Raw genomic sequence first — 17,670 nt, forward strand, 5'->3', positions numbered from 1 at the left:
CTGCTGCAAAAGATTCAATAACTTCTTACAGTTCTTCTCATCGAAACGATTGCGCAAACGGTTTTCTTGTGTTTTTCGCGGTGATTATCTACAAATAATCCTGTGAATAACCGACTATACCGTTGGGTGTTGACTTAACGTTGTGGGAAAATAAATGAAAAAAACGACCCTACTGAACCCTGCTTTATCCGCTCTAGTGGCCCGATGCGGTCATTTTGACGAGATAACTATTTGTGATGCTGGCTTACCGATCCCAGCCAATGCCGAGCGTATCGATATGGCATTATCACCTGGTGTGCCCGATTTGCTGTCTTGTATTGATGCCATTTTGAGCGAGCTGCAGTTGCAATCAGTGACCTTAGCGCAAGAAATCATTGATATTAATCCGCAAGTACATCAACAAATTTTAGAGCGAATTGCGCAAGAGCAGAAGCTTTGCGGTCGTCACATCAATATCATTTATATCAGCCACGATGCCTTTAAACTCCAAAGCCATAACAGTCGCGCCATAGTGCGCAGTGGTGAGTGCAGCCCTTACGCCAATGTTATTTTCAGTTGTGGCGTACCCTTTTAACGGATTATGGATAAGGGTCTGATAGATATGCAATCAGCCATTCTCAAATTAGACAAAATAGTTAAAACATTTCCTGGAGTTAAGGCGTTAGATGGTGCCAGCTTGCAGGTTTATCCCGGTAAGGTCATGGCCTTAATGGGGGAAAATGGTGCTGGTAAATCAACCTTAATGAAAGTACTGACCGGCATTTATCAGAGTGACAGCGGCAGCATTGAATACCAAGGTCAAGCCGTTAAATTTAATGGTCCGCGCCAATCACAATTAGCAGGGATCAGCATTATTCATCAGGAGCTTAATTTAATTCCTGAACTGTCGATTGCTGAGAACATATTTTTAGGTCGTGAGCCTTGCCATCGTTTTGGTGCAATTAATTGGCCAGCCATGTATCAACAAGCCGATACCCTGCTTGCGCGCTTAGATGTTAAACACAGCAGCCGCACTTTACTGGGGCAGCTCAGTTTAGGTGAGCAGCAATTAGTTGAGATTGCAAAGGCCATTTCTTTTGAGTCTAAGGTCATCATCATGGATGAACCGACCGATGCGCTCACCGATGTGGAAACCTTGAGCTTATTTCGGGTGATTAACGAGCTTAAGCAGCAAGGTTGCGGCATTGTTTATATTTCCCATCGCCTTAAAGAAATCTTCACCATTTGCGACCATGTCACTGTGCTTAGAGATGGCCAATTTATTGCCGAACGTTGCATAGATGATTTAAGTGAAGATGCCATGATTGAGCTTATGGTTGGCCGCCAGCTTGATGAGCAATATCCCTATCAAGATCACCGCCAAGACGCTATCTGTCTTGAATTAAAAGATTTACGCGCCGCAGACTCATCCGCTGTGAGCTTTAAGCTGAGGCAAGGCGAGTTACTGGGCATTGCAGGGCTGATGGGCGCGGGTCGAACTGAGTTGATGAAGCTGATTTTTGGTGCGATTCCAATCCAGTCGGGCAACATTTTACTTAACGGCCAGTCGCTGACTATCGAGTCGAGCCAAGATGCGCTTGCCAATGGCATTGCTTATATTTCTGAAGATAGAAAAGGCGAGGGTTTGTTACTCGGCCTCTCAGTCAAAGAAAATATGTCACTGTGCAGCTTGGGGGAATTGTCGCAGTTTGGACAAATTCAACATCAGCGTGAACAAGCAAAAGTGGCCGAGTTTATTCAAGCCTTCAATATAAAAACGCCATCACAAGAGCAATCGATTGGTTTGTTATCGGGTGGTAATCAACAAAAAGTCGCCATTGCTAAGGGTTTAATGACTCAACCTAAGGTATTGATCTTAGACGAGCCGACCCGCGGTGTTGATGTCGGCGCTCGTAAAGAAATCTACCAACTTATTAATCAATTTAAAGCTCAAGGACTCGCGGTGATCATGGTGTCATCCGATATGCCCGAGCTACTGGGGTTAAGCGATCGCATCTTAGTGATGCACCAAGGTCAAATTAGCGCTGAATTTGAACGCGATCAAGCAGGACAAGAACAGATACTGGCCGCAGCCGTTGGCAAATACCAAATAGAGGAAATCCTATGAAGCCTGCAAGTACTCACCTTACGGCAGCGCCATCGCTATCAAGCGTCCGCGTTAAAGCTTGGTTGATTGAGCAAAAATCACTGTTAGCGCTACTGTTTTTAATCGCATTAGTGTCGATGCTCAACCCACATTTTTTCAGCCTTGATAACCTGCTAAACATTTTTAGACAAACTTCGGTTAATGCCATTATTGCAGTGGGCATGACCTTAGTGATTTTAACCGCGGGTATCGATTTAAGTGTCGGTTCTGTTTTAGCGCTATGTGGCGCCCTTGCTGCGACCTTGATTGGTATGGAAATCCCAGTATTTATTGCTGTACCTACAGCGTTGGTTGCTGGTGCGAGTTTAGGTGCCATTAGCGGCATCATTATCGCTAAGGGTAAAGTGCAAGCGTTTATTGCGACCTTAGTAACCATGACGTTACTGCGTGGCGTAACTATGGTGTATACCGATGGCCGCCCAGTGACCACGGGTTTTACCGATGTTTCCGATCAATTCGCATGGTTTGGTACGGGTAACGCCTTGGGTATTCCTGTTCCGGTATGGTTAATGGTGATTGTGTTTGCCGCTGTTTGGTATCTGCTTAATCACACACGCTTTGGGCGTTACATTTATGCGGTGGGCGGTAATGAATCCGCGGCTAAGTTGTCTGGTATCAATGTTGATCGCGTTAAGATTGGCGTTTATGCCCTGTGCGGTACCTTGGCAGCGTTAGCGGCCATTATCGTGACGTCGCGTTTATCATCGGCGCAGCCGACCGCAGGTGTGGGTTATGAACTCGATGCTATTGCTGCTGTAGTGCTAGGTGGCACGAGTTTAGCGGGTGGTAAAGGTCGGATTATGGGCACCTTAGTGGGCGCTTTGATTATTGGTTTTTTAAATAACGCTTTGAATTTGCTCGATGTATCCTCCTATTATCAAATGATCGTTAAGGCCAGCGTGATCTTGCTGGCAGTAATGGTCGATAACAAACATAAATAATAAGGTTAATGATATGAAATTTTTAAATATGGCTATGAAGGCGAGCGTGCTGTCTCTTTCTCTGACTTTGGTGAACAGTGCTTTTGCACAAGATACTTTAGCTATGGTGGTATCAACCCTTAATAATCCTTTCTTTGTAACCATGAAAGAAGGTGCAGAGGCGAAAGCACAAGAATTGGGTTACCGTTTGATTGTGCTCGATTCACAAAACGATCCCAGCAAGGAATTAGCCAATGTGGAAGATCTAGTCGTGCGCGGTGTTAAGGCTATTTTGATTAACCCAACCGACTCTGATGCGGTAGCGAATGCCATTCGACTCGCCAACAGCAGTAATATCCCCGTCATGACATTAGACCGTGGCGCAAATAATGGTAAAACGGTTAGCCATATAGCGTCAGATAATATGGCTGGTGGCAAACTGGCTGCCGAGTTTATTTTCCAGCGCTTAGGTGCCGATGCCAAGGTGATTCAATTAGAAGGTATCGCAGGGACGTCTGCGGCGCGTGAGCGTGGTGAAGGCTTTAAGTTGGGTGCGATTGAGCATAAATTGACAATCTTAGCGAGCCAACCCGCAGATTTTGACCGCACTAAAGGGTTGAACGTGCTTGAAAATCTATTAATTTCTAATCGTGATGCGAATGCAGTATTTGCCCAGAATGATGAAATGGCACTCGGTGCAGTACGCGCTGCGCAAGCTGCGGGTAAATCCCTGCTGATTGTTGGTTTTGATGGCACTGAAGAAGGTATTGCCATGGTTAAACGTAAACGCTTAGCCGCAACGATTGCCCAACAACCAGAATTAATCGGTGCTTTAGGGGTTGAGTCAGCGGATAAGCTGTTAAAAGGCCAGACAGTTGAGGCATTTATCCCAGTACCATTAAAAGTGATCAGCCAATAATTAAGGAAAGCATCATGAGCCAACTAGTTGTATTAGGCAGTGTTAATGCTGACCATGTAGTACAAGTACCGAGTTTTCCTCGTCCAGGTGAAACCTTGATGGCATCTGCATATCAGGTTATTGCGGGCGGTAAAGGGGCTAATCAGGCCGTTGCTGCTTCGCGTCTTGGTGCTAATGTCGCGTTTATTGCCTGTGTGGGTGATGATGATTTTGGTTTGCGGATATATAAAGAATATCAAGCTTTAGGCATTAATGTTTCGGGGCTGATGATCGCGAGTAACATGACCACTGGGGTGGCGATGATCCAAGTGGCTGATAGTGGTGAAAACAGCATTTGTATCGCCCCGGGCGCGAATGCAGCTTTAACGCCCGCAATGTTGGCTCCACACCAACATTTAATCACTCAGGCAGATATCTTGCTGATGCAATTAGAAACCCCGCTAGAAACCATTCTTAGCGCGGCGACTATGGCAAAAGAAGCGGGGACTTTAGTCGTGTTGAATCCTGCTCCTGCCATAGTATTGGCCGATGAACTGTTGGCAAAAGTGGATATTATTACTCCCAATGAAACCGAAGCTGAATTGCTGACGGGTATAAAAGTCGATAGCATTGACAGTGCGGCACTTGCCGCCGCACATCTGCATACTAAAGGTATAGCAACTGTGATGATCACCTTAGGCAGTAAAGGCGTGTATCTTAGCGATCGTGGTCAAGGCCAGCAAATTGCAGGTTTCAATGTAACAGTAAAAGATACAACGGCCGCTGGTGATACTTTTAACGCAGGCGTGTTAACGGGATTACAGCAAGGCAAAACGCTAAATGAGGCTATCATCTTTGCCCATGGCGCAGCAGCGATTAGTGTTAGTCGCTTTGGTGCACAAACCTCTATCCCGTTACGTGCAGAAGTGGATGCTTTTTTAGCTGAGCAAGCTCGATAATTTATAACTTTGTAATGCTGATCACTTTGTAACTTATACTGTTGCAAAGTGATATTTAAGCCTCTAATGGCTAATGATATTTAGGAACCTGAAGCACGATCATGGCCACCATTAAAGACATCGCTAGGCTCGCACAAGTATCAACCTCTACAGTCAGCCATGTGCTGAATAGCACTCGGTTTGTGAGTGACTCAGTGAAAGATCGAGTATTAAGTGCAGTTAAAGAGCTCAATTATGCGCCATCAGCGTTAGCTCGTAGCCTTAAAACTAAGAATACTCGTACCTTTGGCATGCTGGTCACGACGTCGACTAATCCATTTTTTGCCGAAGTGGTTAAAGGAGTTGAAGCTCACTGCTATCTCAATGGCTATAGCTTAATTTTATGTAATACCGAGGGCGATGCTGATCGCATCCGTTTTAGCTTGTCGACCTTACTGCAAAAGCAAGTCGATGGTTTATTACTAATGTGCAGTGAGGCTGAGGCCCCAGCATTTTCCCAACTTAGCAGCCAGCCTAATTTACCCACTGTGGTAATGGATTGGGGACCGACAGATTTTCAATGCGATAAAATTCAAGATAACTCTCGTCAAGGCGGTTATTTAGCGACTCGCTATTTAATTGAGCAAGGCCATAAAGATATAGGCTGTGTCAGTGGGCCATTAGATAAACTCCCATCTCAACAACGTTTGGCTGGTTTTGTCGATGCAATGACAGAAGCTAACTTACCGCTCCAGCCTCAATGGCAAATAAGTGGTAATTTTGAATGTGATGGTGGCGCCGCTGCTTTCGAGAGTTTAATGCAAGCACCCACGCGCCCTACAGCTATGTTTGTGAGTAACGATGTGATGGCAATGGGTTTTATCCATGCGGCCTACTATGCGGGAATTAACATCCCTGAGCAGCTGTCAGTGATAGGTTACGATGATATTGAATTAGCGCGTTACTTAACGCCAGCATTAACGACGATTCATCAGCCGAAACAACAACTCGGGCGTACTGCCGTAGAGGTGTTACTCGAACGCCTTAATAATCCAGGCTCATCAAGTAAAACTATTCAACTAGAGCCAAGCCTAGTAATCCGCGACACGGTCAAATCTCGACTCTAATTTTATAGCCGTTGAGTTAAGAGTCTTGAGCTCGGTGTTTGATAAATCGATAACTTAGTTTTACATGAAAAATCCCAGCACATCGCGGGGATTTTTTAGCTGAGCAAAACTATTACACAAACTGCCTGATGGCGATTGCCAGAATAAGCACTGGACAAACATACTTCACATACCTTGGCCAGATGCGCCAGAAAAGCCCCGAGCTATCGACATGTTCTTGCTCACGTATGGCCCTAATTAACTGTGTTTGGCGCCAAATCCAACCTAAATAAATTGCAATGCCGAGCGCAACTAATGGCTGGGCTATTTGGGTGGTGAGCGTGACCATGAAGCTAAATAGCGCCTCAAAAAATACCGCCAGTAATAGGGATAATGACGTCAGCAATAAGCCGATGATCAAGGTCGCGCGTTGGCGGCTGAGTGTAAACTTTTGCACCACATAACTCGTCGGCACTTCGGCGATTGAAATAGCAGAAGTTAAGCCTGCGATGATTAGCAGAATAAAGAACACCACGCTGATGATGAGGTTCGCCGTGTCGCCTAAGGTTGAGAATAAGGCGGGTAAAACGGTAAAAACCAGCGCATCTGAATCGAGTAATTGACCTTCGGCATTAAAAATTTCTACGCCATTTTGTTGGGCGACATACATGGCCGGAATAATTAAAAAAGCCGCGAGAAAGGCGATGCCACTGTCGGTAAAAGCGACCCAGACGGTTAGCTTGGCGATATTTTCTTTTTGATTCAAATAACTGCCATAAACCATCATGGCACCAGTGCCTATGGTGAGGGAGAAGAAGGTTTGTCCGAGTGCGCTGATCAAGGTGTCTGGTGCTAAAGCCTTGGCAAAGTTGGGTGTTAATAGGGCATTAATCCCTTCGCTGGCGCCATTAAGGGTGAAGATATACGTCACGCCTGCAATAAGCATGATCAGTAGTAACGGCATTAGGCGTTTCGACCATTTTTCGATGCCTTCTTGCACGCCTTGCAGCAGTACCAAAAACACCAGTGTGCTAAAAATTAGCGTAAACAGCAGATTACGTGACAGCGAGAAATCCACTAGCCAGGCCGCAGTATCGTTCGAGCCTAAAGCCGTGGCAATGGGGGCTATGGCGTAGCTAATGAACCAGCCTGAAAGAATGCTGTAGAAGGTATAAATTAATCCTGCAGTTACGATAGAAACCAAACCTATGGTCTTGCCTAAGTTACGGGTTAGCGCGTTAAAGCCGAGCTTGCCCATCGCATCGGCGGGGTTGGTTTGCCCGTGGCGACCAATCATGAGTTCGGCCATCAGCATGGGAATACCTAGGATAAAAATCAGCAGGAGGTAAACCAGTAAAAAGGCCCCACCGCCATGGGTAGCTGCTTGGGTGGGGAAGCCCCAAATATTGCCTATGCCAACGGCGCTACCGGCTGCTGCCATGATAAATCCTAGGCGTGAACTGAAGTGATTAGTTGAACTTGTATTGGCCGCTTGCATTGTGCCTCCCGTAAAATGAAGGCGTATCTTAGGCGGATAAATTAGAAACTCAACGCAATTTTAGTGCGTTATTTTGATGTTATTAAGCTGTTTTATCTCAATAATTATTATTTTCTTGACGTTATATTTCGCTTTTTAGTTTTTTTGTGAAACTAAATTGCTAGTAGCTGTGAATAAGGGCTCAGCGTTAGAGAATAATTGCTATGATAAAAATTCAATGAATGGTGATTACATGCTCAAAAAACTGGCAGCGGCAGATATTCTACTGATGTTTAAACGCCACGGAAGCTTTCGCGTAATTTATGGCTGAATATTGATATGACTTAAGGGGATCGCCGTATGATCTTTGACTTTTTTCAGCACAAAGCTGGAATGTACGCCGGCGATATGCACATTGGTAGTGAGTTTATCTAGCAGGAAAGTGCGAAAGTGCGCCATATCTTGCACTAGCACTGTGAGTTGATAATCAGCCTCTGAACCTGTGATGAGCGCGCATTCTTGGACTTCTTCGTAGGCGAGAATATTAGCCTCAAACTGATTCAAAATATCTGGCGTGTGTTTTTCCATCCGCACATGGATATAGGCGGTCAAATGCAGGTTGAACTTCTCCGCCGACAGGCGAGTTGCGTAATCGGCAATATAACCAGCTTCCTCTAAGGCTTTTACGCGGCGCGAACAAGGGGACGGTGATAGGCCAACTTTATTAGCCAGTTCGAGGTTAGATAGCCGCCCGTGAGTTTGCAGTAAGCGCAAAATTGTTAAGTCGAGTTGGTCGAGTTTATATTGTTGAGTTTCAGTCATCAAAAAATGCGGTTTGGCGGAGTTAGCCCCTAGTGTGCCAGTTTTAACCCACTTTTCCAAAAGTCTCGTTTAACTAGTGCAACATACGGAGGTAATAAAGGCGATTCCCCGTATTAGTTACATGTTGCCTTGAGTCCACTTAGCCCAAGGCATGTGAGAGTCGTCGCTTTGAATCGCAAGTGATTACAGAGCTAATCTATAGATTTTTCAGGTAGGTAGCATTTTAGCGGGCGGAGCTTATTGACGATAAAAATACCAAACCCACTGGTAAAGACCGCGAGTACAGTTGAAAACAGCACATCTTGTGGCCAATGCATACCTAATAACATGCGGCTTAGCCCCATTAATAATGCCCAAGCGACTAACGCTAGGCTAAAGCTGGGCAATCCAGCTAGTAGTAGGTAGTAGCCAGCGGTGAGCACGAGTGTCACTGCAAATATGGTATGCCCAGATGGGAACGAATAGCTCACTTCATCTTGCCAATGTTGGTGAATGCGAGGAGTAAATTGCAGGTCAGGTTTAACGACCTTTAGCCCTTCGAGTGCAGTGGCAATTGCCTTTGAACGGGTTTGTTTATCTAACTGATAAAATGTATCGAGTGAAAGCTGCGCATCTGTAGGCAAATCTTGTTGAGTGAGGAAAACCAAATTCGGCCTAGGTTCTTTAAAGTAAGGTTTGAGTGTGTGACTTAAGGCTAAGCTCGATAATTGACTGAGACTAATGGCTAAAAATAAGCTAATAAAGAGTGCTTTAGGCATCATGCGATGAGCGATTACCAGTACAAATACGACGGTGGCAACGCCATAGGGTGCGGTACCCGTTGACGTAATCCAATATAAAATAGTTGCTAAGTTGGATTGTAGGTCGATTAACGGAAACAACTGATACCGTGTTAGTAACAGTAATCCAGGAGTAATCAGTAGCAGTAGCCAAGCTAAGCCTAAACGACGAAAAATATCAGTATGTTGGGTCAAAATATTAGCCTCTTCATAAACGTTATAGGCTACAACGTGATAATGGTATTGCCAATAAAAAATCTTGAAAAAAAAGGGGGGAGTTAAGGGCTAACCTTAACCTTGCTTAGCGTAACGGACTTAGAAAATGCAGTGAGAGTTAATCAATTGGATGAGGTTTACAGTACAGCGTTAAACAGTGCAGTGAGTGAATATGACGGGTAAGCTGCATGATTTCCCTGTAGGGCTATGCGCTAAGTGTTAACTAACAAAAAAGCACAGTCGCGTTTTAGCTAACTGTGCTTTATGCCAGCATACAAATAAAATTAGTCTGCAGCGTTGATCTTTTTCTCTAACTCATTGACTTGAGCTTGTAAGGTTTCTAGTTTTTCACGAGTTTTCAGTAACACATGTTGCTGTACATCAAATTCTTCGCGGGAAACCATGTCCAACTTGAGTAATTGATTTTGCAGCACTTGTTTGCTGCGCTCTTCAAACTCACCGGCAAATTGCTTCAGACCACTGGGTAAACTGTCACTCAGTTGTTTCGCCATCTCTTCGATTTTCTTGGAATTGATCATAATCTTGTCCGCCTCTTGACTGAATGACTTGATTGTAACTCAGTGCGTTAGGTTTCAAAAGTAAAGCCGATGTCTGATAGTCATGCCGTGTTGATCTTGCGCTTTGCATCACGCCTACGCCAATAAACGCTTGTGGTTTTGCATCGCGAAAGGGGGGATTTGTTAACCTTAAAACCGCCAATTCTGCTATGATCCCACCCCTTTCTATCGACTTGTTTGGATATTGCGCAAAGATGAAACTCAATCCCGCCCAAAACGATGCTGTTCATTATGTTTCAGGCCCTTGCCTAGTATTGGCGGGTGCGGGCAGTGGTAAAACTCGCGTAATTATCAATAAAATTGGTTACTTGGTCGACAAGTGTGGCTATAAGGCGCGCAATATTGCGGCGGTGACTTTCACCAATAAGGCAGCCCGCGAGATGAAAGAGCGGGTTGCACAGTCGATGGGACGCAAAGAGGCCAGAGGTCTGTGGATTTCAACCTTCCATACCTTGGGGCTAGAGATCATTAAGCGTGAGCACAAAGTCCTCGGTTTAAAGCCGGGATTTTCGTTGTTTGATGACCAAGATACCTTGGCATTACTCAAAGAGCTGACTCAAGATGAATTAGACGAAGACAAAGATTTACTTAAGTCGCTTGCTAGTACGATTTCTAACTGGAAGGGGGGGCTCATCATTCCAGAGCAGGCGCGCAAAATCGCTAAAGATGAACAGCAGCAATTATTTGCTATGTTATATCAGCGTTATGCTCAGCACATGAAAGCTTATAACGCCTTAGATTTTGATGATTTAATTTTGATGCCGACCCTATTGCTAAGGCATTACGAAGAAGTACGTACTCGCTGGCAAACCAAAATCCAATATTTGCTGGTGGACGAGTATCAAGACACTAATACCAGCCAATATGAAATGGTAAAGCTGTTAGTCGGCGAAAGGGCGCGTTTTACTGTGGTGGGTGACGATGACCAATCTATCTATTCATGGCGCGGCGCTAAGCCACAAAATCTGGTGCTATTGGGTAAAGATTTTCCTCAGCTTAAGTTGATTAAGCTCGAGCAGAACTACCGCTCTAGCCAGCGGATCCTGCGGGCTGCCAACATTCTTATTGCTAATAATCCCCATGTTTATGATAAAGCGCTCTTTAGTGAGTTGGCCTACGGCGAGCCACTGCGGGTGTTATTTGCCGCCAATGAGGAACAAGAAGCTGAACGTGTGGTGGCAGAAATTGTGCGGCATAAGTTTGTCGGCCGTACCCAGTTTGGCAATTATGCGATTTTGTATCGCGGTAATCATCAATCGCGGTTGCTTGAGCGCGCGCTGATGACCAACCGTATTCCCTATAAACTGAGTGGCGGCACTTCATTTTTTGCCCGTGCTGAAATTAAAGACATCATGGGTTATCTAAAACTCGTGGTGAATCCTGACGACGATAATGCCTTTTTGCGTATTGTTAACTTACCGAAACGTGGCATAGGTCCATCGACTTTAGAGCGTTTAGGTAATTTTGCTAACGAGAAACACATTTCGATGTTTGCGGCAATTTTTGAGCCAGATCTCAATCATCATTTGCCGCCGGCTGCTATGTCGTCGCTGTATCAATTTGGTCGTTTTATCGTAGAAACGGGCGATCATGCGCAGCGCGGTGAGCCAGTGGAAGCAGTGAAGCATTTGATCCGCAAGATAAATTACGAAGACTATTTGTACGAAACCAGCACCAGTGCCAAAGCGGCTGAAATGCGCATGAAGAATATCTCTGAGCTTTACCGTTGGGTCACAGAGATGCTCGCAGGTGATGAGCTAGATGAACCTATGACATTGCCTGAGGTGGTTACTCGACTGACGCTCAGGGACATGATGGAGCGCAATAGCGAGGATGAGGGCGGCGATCAGGTACAGTTGATGACCTTACATGCATCTAAAGGTTTAGAGTTCCCGTTTGTGTTTATGGTTGGCGTTGAGGAGCGTATTTTGCCGCATCAATCCAGCATAGATGAAGATAATGTCGATGAAGAGCGCCGTTTAGCTTATGTGGGGATCACTCGAGCCCAGCGAGAACTCTGGTTTACTCTGTGCCGTGAACGGCGGCAATTTGGTGAAACCATGCGTTGTGAACCGAGTCGATTTTTACTGGAGTTACCGCAAGATGATGTGGTGTGGGAAAACCGTAAACAGCAACAAACGGAGCAGGAGCGAATGCAAACGGGGCGGGCAAATATCTCCAGCTTAAGAGATATGTTTAAAAAATAGCGAATCAGACTATGAGTATTTTAATCGCTTAGCTGTTTGTTGGCTAAGCATATTCAAGCTGAATAAACTCAGGCAGTTGCTCTTCTTTTAAGGTAAAAGTGTTAGCCAATGCCATTCCTTGACCGAACTGATAGCCTAATTCACTGAAAATACGTATTTGCTCTGCGCTATGAATACCATCAACAAATATTTGCAGTTCTAATGTCGCTGCTGTTTTTTGATAAACGGCCATTAACTTAAGCTGTTGTTCAGTTTGTATTTTTTTAGTGATATTCGCATCAAGTTTCAAACCTTTAATCGGTAAAAATAATAAACTATTTAATGCGCTATGGCCGCTACCGTAATGGCTTATGCCCAGCTTCACCCCGATCTTTTGTAATAATTCAAAGCCATTAATGTGGTTTTCTGTTTCTTGTACTAAAGCTTTTTCGTTGAAGAATAACCACAAGTTATTCAGATTTAATTGTGTCTGCTTAAGGGTATTTTTTAGGTTACGCAATACGTGTCGATGCTTGAGATGTTGGCTTGAAAGCATAACGTGTAACTCAATCGACTCAGTATATTGTGTGAGTAGTTCTGAATAACTGCTGTTTATGATGTTAATCGTATATTTATCTAATTCAACGGTAAGATGCGCTTGTTCGGCAAGCGCGTTAAGCTGTTCTTGTTGCAATAAGCCTCTACGCGGGTGCTGCCAGAAAAGACGGCTTTCTAATGCACATATGTGACCGGTTTTTAAATCGACCACAGGTAAGTAACTTAGGTTAATGTCAGCATTTTGCAATGCATGCCTAAAATCAGTCTCTAGTGCGGCGTCCAGCATTTGCTGATACCTTGAATTATCATCAAAAATAACGTAACAACCTTTACCATTCGCTTTTGCCTTATACATGGCGGTATCTGCGTTGCGTAATAAGGATTCACTGGTGTCGGCTCTATGATTACCGCTAATACTGATACCGATACTGGCGCCAGAATTAAGCTCTAAACTACCCAGTCTATAGGGTTGCGTTATGGTTTGAATAACACGTTCGGACACTTCTTTTGCGTCGTTTATATTGTTGATGCTATCAAGTAAAATCACAAACTCATCGCCACCTAGGCGCGCTAAAGTATCGTTATCACGAATACAGGACTTAAGGCGACTCGCGGTTTCAATTAAAAATTTATCGCCTTCTAAATGCCCCATAGTGTCGTTAATCTGTTTGAAGTGGTCGAGGTCAATAAAGAGTAGGGCGAATTGCTCTAACCGATGGCGACGAACGTGTTTAATCGCCTGTGATAAGCGTTCCATTAATAGCGCGCGATTAGGAAGACCTGTCAGTCCATCATGTTTAGCATCGTGAACTAACTTATCTTCCATACTGCGGCGTTGTTGAATTTCCTTTTGTAGGTCTTTATTGAGTTTAGCTAAAGCTTTGGTGCGCTCGCTTACCTTCTCTTCGAGTTCTTCGTAACTGCGCTTCAGAGATTCGCTTGACAGTTTCTTTTCGATGGCAGAACCAATGTGTTGCGATACAAATGTCAGCAATTCTAAATCTTTAACTTGATAATTTTGCGTCATGCTAAAGCTATAAATCGTTAGTGCACCACTTATATTGCCATGGATAAAAAGCGGAATACCTATCCACTGATGCATAGTTTGCGTGTGATTGAGCGTTGGTGCTTGGGCGTAGATCTCTCCAGATACAATCAATGCATTAATATCATTTTGGTCTAATAACAATGGCCGCTTATGTTTGAGCACATATTCAGTCAGACCATCTTGCATTGGACGAGTTTTAGGGTGCTTATTGTTCAATTGCGATACATAAAAAGGAAATCTGAGATGAGTCCCTGCCTCGTTTAATAGCGCGATATAGCAGTTGTTTGCAGGGATAAGGTGACGAATAATATTATGTAATTGGGCATAAAAATCGGGATTATCGGCACTGGAGCTAGCGAGTTCAGCAATCTCGAATAGTGATTTTTGTAAGCGTTCAGCTCTACGTCTTTCATATACTTCAAGTTTTAATTTATCGTAAGCTTGGCTTAATTCTTTGGTCCTTAGCTTAATGGCTTGCTCTAGTTGTTCTTGGTGTTTTAGTCGCTCCATTACCCCCGCGATATGATGGCAAATGAACGTCATTAACTCGAGTTCAATTTCGCCATAGCTAATATTGGTGTCGTAGGTTTGTACGACTAACACGCCAGTGACACTATCATCATGTTTGATCGGGACACCTAGCCAGAGATGGCAGGGGGAACCTAAATTAAGGATTTCCCCCGCAGCAACCAGCGCATTGACTTTATCATTGTTACATAGCAACGCTTCCCCAGTCCTAGCAACGTAACCAGTTAATCCTTGCTGCAGTAGCGTTGACAGTGACTGTTCAGGGTAAAGCTCGGCAGGATGAGCATCTTTCTCATCGGCAAAAAATGGAATCGCGAGTTCGCCAGTGCTGATATCAAGAGTTGAAATAAAAAAATTATCAGCTGGAATGAGTTGCTTTAGGTGACGATGTACCCCGATATAGAATTCTTCGAGTGAAGCTGCGTGGGTCGCAATATTGGAGATTTCGAGTAGTGCGTTTTGAATGATCTCAGCATGCTTATATTTATGCGCTAATTTTTTTAAGCGAATAACTCTTTTACGTAAGCAATCAACTTCATTTTTGCGAAGTTGGCTAGTTTCATCTTCATCCTTAAACATGATACTCACTGTTAAAATATATGGGTTATTTTGCCTTACTCTATAATTAACATGAAATACTGTAACATCCAAGCCATATTTAGGCTGCATTTTGCTTGAAATGTCAGCCAATATGATAAAACTTGAGCAGTCAGTAAAATAATTGCAAAACAGCTATAGACTCAAGGTGGATTTGACCCTAGTATATGCGGCGCTAACCAAGGCGAGCGCCCATAGCTCAGCTGGATAGAGCGCACCCCTCCGGAGGGTGAGGCCGAAGGTTCGAATCCTTTTGGGCGCACCACTTCCGTTAATGGTTGTGAGCTTTTAAGGTTAGCGTAGTAAGTGAAATTCAATGGTGATTGTAGCTCAGTTGGTAGAGTCCCGGATTGTGATTCCGGTTGTCGTGGGTTCGAGCCCCATCAGTCACCCCATTTCATTTACGTGTTATAAAAATTTCGGTGATTAGCGCAGCCCGGTAGCGCATCTGGTTTGGGACCAGAGGGTCAGAGGTTCGAATCCTCTATCACCGACCAAATTTTTCGCATAGCTAGCGAATTTAACCTAGGGTTAAGTAAATAGTTAGTAATTTACGGTGATTAGCGCAGCCCGGTAGCGCATCTGGTTTGGGACCAGAGGGTCAGAGGTTCGAATCCTCTATCACCGACCAATAAATAGAAAAGCCTCAGAGTTCTTAATGAAACTCTGGGGCTTTTTTATATCCTATATTTGAACAATATCTTGGTGTTGCAGCGGTCGTTGTCGATAGCTATTACCTAGGATAGCGTCTCTAGTCAAAAATATAGCATTTCATATGCTTAAATTTAATTTATTAGGCCTATAGCCTTCTATTGGAGCAATTATAGGTTACGCATTTTAACGTTTAGGTCATTGAATCAGGCCAAGATTGATGCTGTAGTGTTCTCATACTACAAAAAAGAAAAGCTCCCGAAGGAGCTTTTTACTATTTATGTTTATTGATTCATATCAGTTAATCAAGGTTTACGGGAGGAGCGATAAAGCCTTGATAAGCATCTGTTCTAAGCTCGTTAAAGCGCTCTAGTTGAGCTTTCTCTTGGATCCCCGTCACAATCACTTGAATGTCTAATCCTTTCGCTACGTTAATTAACGCGCGGCACAGTTCACTATTATGATGCGTCTCATCGTAGTACGCGAAGGATTGATCGAGTTTCACGTAACTAGGTCTCAGTTCTTGTAAATAGGCCATGGAACCAAATTGACGGCCAAAATGGTCAATACCGAATTTAGCACCATTATCACGAATGATATTACATAACAGCTGGCAAGATTGGAGATTACTATAGACTCCAGCTTCAGGAATTTCGAAGCAGATGCGTTCAACGAAGGTAGCATTTCGCAAAAAGTGATTTAACCATTCATGGAACTGCGAATCGTTGATACTCTGATGCGTTAAATTGATAGCTAAAGGTTCATAGTTTCGTTCTAGTAGCTTTTGTTCATAGACTGTTTCAATTAAGCACTTATCAAGTAAGGCTCCGAGTGATAATAATTCAATATAGGGCATAAATTGCCCTGCATGGACAATTTTATCACCGAGTTCTAATTGGCAGTATAATTCCCGTTGCGCTACACCATCATTATCGCAAAACTGAATCTGCTGCCATCTAAACTTAAATTTCTTATTACTGATAGCATGACTAAGGTTATCTCGCCATTGTTCACGAGTGAATAGCTGTTGTTCGGTCGTTGCAAACCAATGGAATATTTTGTTATCTTGGCGCGCTTTTTGTAGGGCATTATCGGCTTGGGCTAAAATATCTGAGACATCCATTTTTCCAATGCGCTCCGCAACACCAATAGCAAAGTCTTCATTGGGCTTACAGCCTGCTTTCGACATTTCCTGATTAATCGTTCGGATGAGCGTCTGTAAATATTTACTGATTTGATCGTGTTCAACATCGGTGACTAAAAAAGCAAATTCATAGGCGGCAATACGGCCTATAACTGAAGGGGCAATTTCGTTTAATTGTTGTTGAAACTTTTCACCCATAAGGCGTATGGTTTCATCACGAACTTGGTAACCATATTTACTGTGAACTTCCTCTAGCCAATCAAGTTTCGCGAGGAATACGACACCGCTACTCGGTTCACTGAGCCAGCCATTAAGACGACTCACCACATATTGGCGATTGGGCAGGCCAGATGCTGGGTCGATAAGGTTTTTCTTACGTAATGCGCCCACTTCTTCGTCGAGTGAGTGAAATACTTGTTTAAGCTGAGCAGACATAGTGTTAAATGCAATGACTAAGTCCTTCAATTCAGCAGTTTTAGGAAGCGCCATATCGGGGCCGAATTGGCGTGCAGCTATACTCTTTGCGTGTTCTGAAAGAGTATGGAGTGGTTTTAATATCCATGTTAATCCGACTCTTGCAGTAAAAATAGCTACGAGAAAAAGGAGCGAAAAGACGATGATAGTATTGGACATTATTCGCCACAACTCATGATAGCCAAAACCAGGATGTGCAGTGATCTCAAGTTGCGCTAGTTGTAACCAACCCGAGGTAATAGTGCTTTCTTTTTTAATCGTTTTAAATAGATTTAGATTAATAAACCATTGTGGTACGTCTTCAATGGTGAGTGGATTATTCCACTCTTTTTGTTTGCCATCGACCATCCATGTCAGCTTGATATTTTGATAGTAACCGCCTTCAAAAATCACATTCACTAAGGTCTCCGCTGCAGCGGTATCCCCCGCTTGAAGTGCTGGTGCTAGCATTAGGCCGAGTGAAGTGCTGGCATTGTTTAGATCGGACTCCATTTGTTTTGTTAAAAAACTTTGGGTCTCTGTGAATTGCACATAGCCAAGACTTGCAATTACAAGCAAGAATAGGCTAAAAAGCAGCGAATAAATCTGTCTAAACAGTGTCATT

At 43.9% G+C, this 17,670-nt stretch carries 13 protein-coding genes and 4 tRNA genes; 11 read left to right on the forward strand and 6 right to left on the reverse strand.

The features are described from left to right. Positions 1 to 154: 154 nt before the first annotated feature. From rbsD to L2717_RS09970, 6 genes are all read left to right on the forward strand, one after another. Positions 155 to 574: a D-ribose pyranase gene (gene rbsD, locus L2717_RS09945; RefSeq protein WP_220772176.1), complete on the forward strand. Its 420-nt coding sequence runs from the start codon at positions 155 to 157 to the stop codon at positions 572 to 574. Positions 575 to 601: 27 nt separating this feature from the next. Next, positions 602 to 2,107: a ribose ABC transporter ATP-binding protein RbsA gene (rbsA, locus tag L2717_RS09950; RefSeq protein ID WP_220772178.1), complete on the forward strand. Its 1,506-nt coding sequence runs from the start codon at positions 602 to 604 to the stop codon at positions 2,105 to 2,107. Next, positions 2,104 to 3,087 (forward strand): ribose ABC transporter permease, encoded by a 984-nt coding sequence (gene rbsC, locus L2717_RS09955; protein ID WP_220772179.1) that lies wholly within the window; start codon positions 2,104 to 2,106, stop codon positions 3,085 to 3,087. The genes rbsA and rbsC overlap by 4 nt, the downstream gene beginning before the upstream one ends. 13 nt (positions 3,088 to 3,100) lie before the next feature. After that, a complete protein-coding gene (rbsB, locus tag L2717_RS09960; RefSeq protein ID WP_220772180.1) occupies positions 3,101 to 3,985 on the forward strand; it encodes a ribose ABC transporter substrate-binding protein RbsB in 885 nt (294 codons plus the stop codon). 14 nt (positions 3,986 to 3,999) lie between these two features. Further along, positions 4,000 to 4,923 (forward strand): ribokinase, encoded by a 924-nt coding sequence (gene rbsK / locus L2717_RS09965; protein ID WP_220772182.1) that lies wholly within the window; start codon positions 4,000 to 4,002, stop codon positions 4,921 to 4,923. Positions 4,924 to 5,024: 101 nt separating this feature from the next. Further along, a complete protein-coding gene (locus L2717_RS09970) occupies positions 5,025 to 6,029 on the forward strand; it encodes a substrate-binding domain-containing protein (RefSeq protein ID WP_220772184.1) in 1,005 nt (334 codons plus the stop codon). A gap of 112 nt (positions 6,030 to 6,141) precedes the next feature. On the opposite strand, the gene L2717_RS09975 is transcribed toward L2717_RS09970, so the two are convergent. The 4 genes from L2717_RS09975 to ubiK all read right to left on the reverse strand — a co-directional run bounded on the left by L2717_RS09975 (position 6,142) and on the right by ubiK (position 9,841). Next, a complete protein-coding gene (locus L2717_RS09975; RefSeq protein ID WP_220772185.1) occupies positions 6,142 to 7,506 on the reverse strand; it encodes a sodium-dependent transporter in 1,365 nt (454 codons plus the stop codon). A gap of 300 nt (positions 7,507 to 7,806) precedes the next feature. Further along, positions 7,807 to 8,307 carry an Lrp/AsnC family transcriptional regulator gene (locus L2717_RS09980; RefSeq protein WP_220772186.1) on the reverse strand — a complete coding sequence of 167 codons (501 nt, stop codon included), beginning with the start codon at positions 8,305 to 8,307 and terminating at the stop codon, positions 7,807 to 7,809. Positions 8,308 to 8,498: 191 nt separating this feature from the next. Beyond that, positions 8,499 to 9,281, reverse strand: a complete 783-nt coding sequence (locus L2717_RS09985; protein WP_220772187.1) for a phosphatase PAP2 family protein — start codon at positions 9,279 to 9,281, stop codon at positions 8,499 to 8,501. Between the two features lie 305 nt (positions 9,282 to 9,586). Continuing rightward, entirely contained in the window at positions 9,587 to 9,841 is a 255-nt protein-coding gene (ubiK, locus tag L2717_RS09990; protein WP_220772188.1) for a ubiquinone biosynthesis accessory factor UbiK, read from the reverse strand. A gap of 233 nt (positions 9,842 to 10,074) precedes the next feature. Between ubiK and rep the strand changes: the two genes are divergently transcribed. Continuing rightward, positions 10,075 to 12,087, forward strand: coding sequence for a DNA helicase Rep (rep, locus tag L2717_RS09995; protein WP_220772189.1), 2,013 nt, complete (start codon positions 10,075 to 10,077; stop codon positions 12,085 to 12,087). Positions 12,088 to 12,130: 43 nt separating this feature from the next. Here the strand turns inward: rep and L2717_RS10000 are convergent, their stop codons facing one another. Next, positions 12,131 to 14,779, reverse strand: a complete 2,649-nt coding sequence (locus L2717_RS10000; protein WP_220772190.1) for a sensor domain-containing phosphodiesterase — start codon at positions 14,777 to 14,779, stop codon at positions 12,131 to 12,133. A 206-nt stretch (positions 14,780 to 14,985) separates the two neighbouring features. On the opposite strand from L2717_RS10000, the gene L2717_RS10005 reads away from it, so the two are divergent. The 4 genes from L2717_RS10005 to L2717_RS10020 all read left to right on the forward strand — a co-directional run bounded on the left by L2717_RS10005 (position 14,986) and on the right by L2717_RS10020 (position 15,428). Then, a tRNA-Arg gene (locus tag L2717_RS10005) sits at positions 14,986 to 15,062 on the forward strand. 54 nt (positions 15,063 to 15,116) lie between these two features. After that, a tRNA-His gene (locus tag L2717_RS10010) sits at positions 15,117 to 15,192 on the forward strand. Positions 15,193 to 15,217: 25 nt separating this feature from the next. Next, positions 15,218 to 15,294, forward strand: a tRNA-Pro gene (locus L2717_RS10015). A gap of 57 nt (positions 15,295 to 15,351) precedes the next feature. Beyond that, positions 15,352 to 15,428: transfer RNA gene (locus tag L2717_RS10020), tRNA-Pro, on the forward strand. A gap of 321 nt (positions 15,429 to 15,749) precedes the next feature. On the opposite strand, the gene L2717_RS10025 is transcribed toward L2717_RS10020, so the two are convergent. Then, positions 15,750 to 17,669, reverse strand: a complete 1,920-nt coding sequence (locus L2717_RS10025; protein ID WP_220772191.1) for a bifunctional diguanylate cyclase/phosphodiesterase — start codon at positions 17,667 to 17,669, stop codon at positions 15,750 to 15,752. Between the last annotated feature and the right edge of the window lies 1 nt (position 17,670).

The sequence above is a fragment of the Shewanella glacialipiscicola genome (assembly GCF_023283485.1).
Classification (GTDB): Bacteria; Pseudomonadota; Gammaproteobacteria; order Enterobacterales; family Shewanellaceae; genus Shewanella; species Shewanella glacialipiscicola.

What these genes read in the sequence shown, in the direction of transcription:
- rep (WP_220772189.1), top strand. Translation starts at nt 10,075, where the DNA reads ATGAAACTCAATCCCGCCCAAAACGATGCTGTTCATTATGTTTCAGGC.
- rbsC (WP_220772179.1), top strand. Translation starts at nt 2,104, where the DNA reads ATGAAGCCTGCAAGTACTCACCTTACGGCAGCGCCATCGCTATCAAGC.
- ubiK (WP_220772188.1), bottom strand. Translation starts at nt 9,841, where the DNA reads ATGATCAATTCCAAGAAAATCGAAGAGATGGCGAAACAACTGAGTGAC.
- rbsA (WP_220772178.1), top strand. Translation starts at nt 602, where the DNA reads ATGCAATCAGCCATTCTCAAATTAGACAAAATAGTTAAAACATTTCCT.
- rbsB (WP_220772180.1), top strand. Translation starts at nt 3,101, where the DNA reads ATGAAATTTTTAAATATGGCTATGAAGGCGAGCGTGCTGTCTCTTTCT.
- L2717_RS09980 (WP_220772186.1), bottom strand. Translation starts at nt 8,307, where the DNA reads ATGACTGAAACTCAACAATATAAACTCGACCAACTCGACTTAACAATT.
- L2717_RS09970 (WP_220772184.1), top strand. Translation starts at nt 5,025, where the DNA reads ATGGCCACCATTAAAGACATCGCTAGGCTCGCACAAGTATCAACCTCT.
- L2717_RS10000 (WP_220772190.1), bottom strand. Translation starts at nt 14,779, where the DNA reads ATGTTTAAGGATGAAGATGAAACTAGCCAACTTCGCAAAAATGAAGTT.
- rbsK (WP_220772182.1), top strand. Translation starts at nt 4,000, where the DNA reads ATGAGCCAACTAGTTGTATTAGGCAGTGTTAATGCTGACCATGTAGTA.
- L2717_RS09975 (WP_220772185.1), bottom strand. Translation starts at nt 7,506, where the DNA reads ATGCAAGCGGCCAATACAAGTTCAACTAATCACTTCAGTTCACGCCTA.
- rbsD (WP_220772176.1), top strand. Translation starts at nt 155, where the DNA reads ATGAAAAAAACGACCCTACTGAACCCTGCTTTATCCGCTCTAGTGGCC.
- L2717_RS10025 (WP_220772191.1), bottom strand. Translation starts at nt 17,669, where the DNA reads ATGACACTGTTTAGACAGATTTATTCGCTGCTTTTTAGCCTATTCTTG.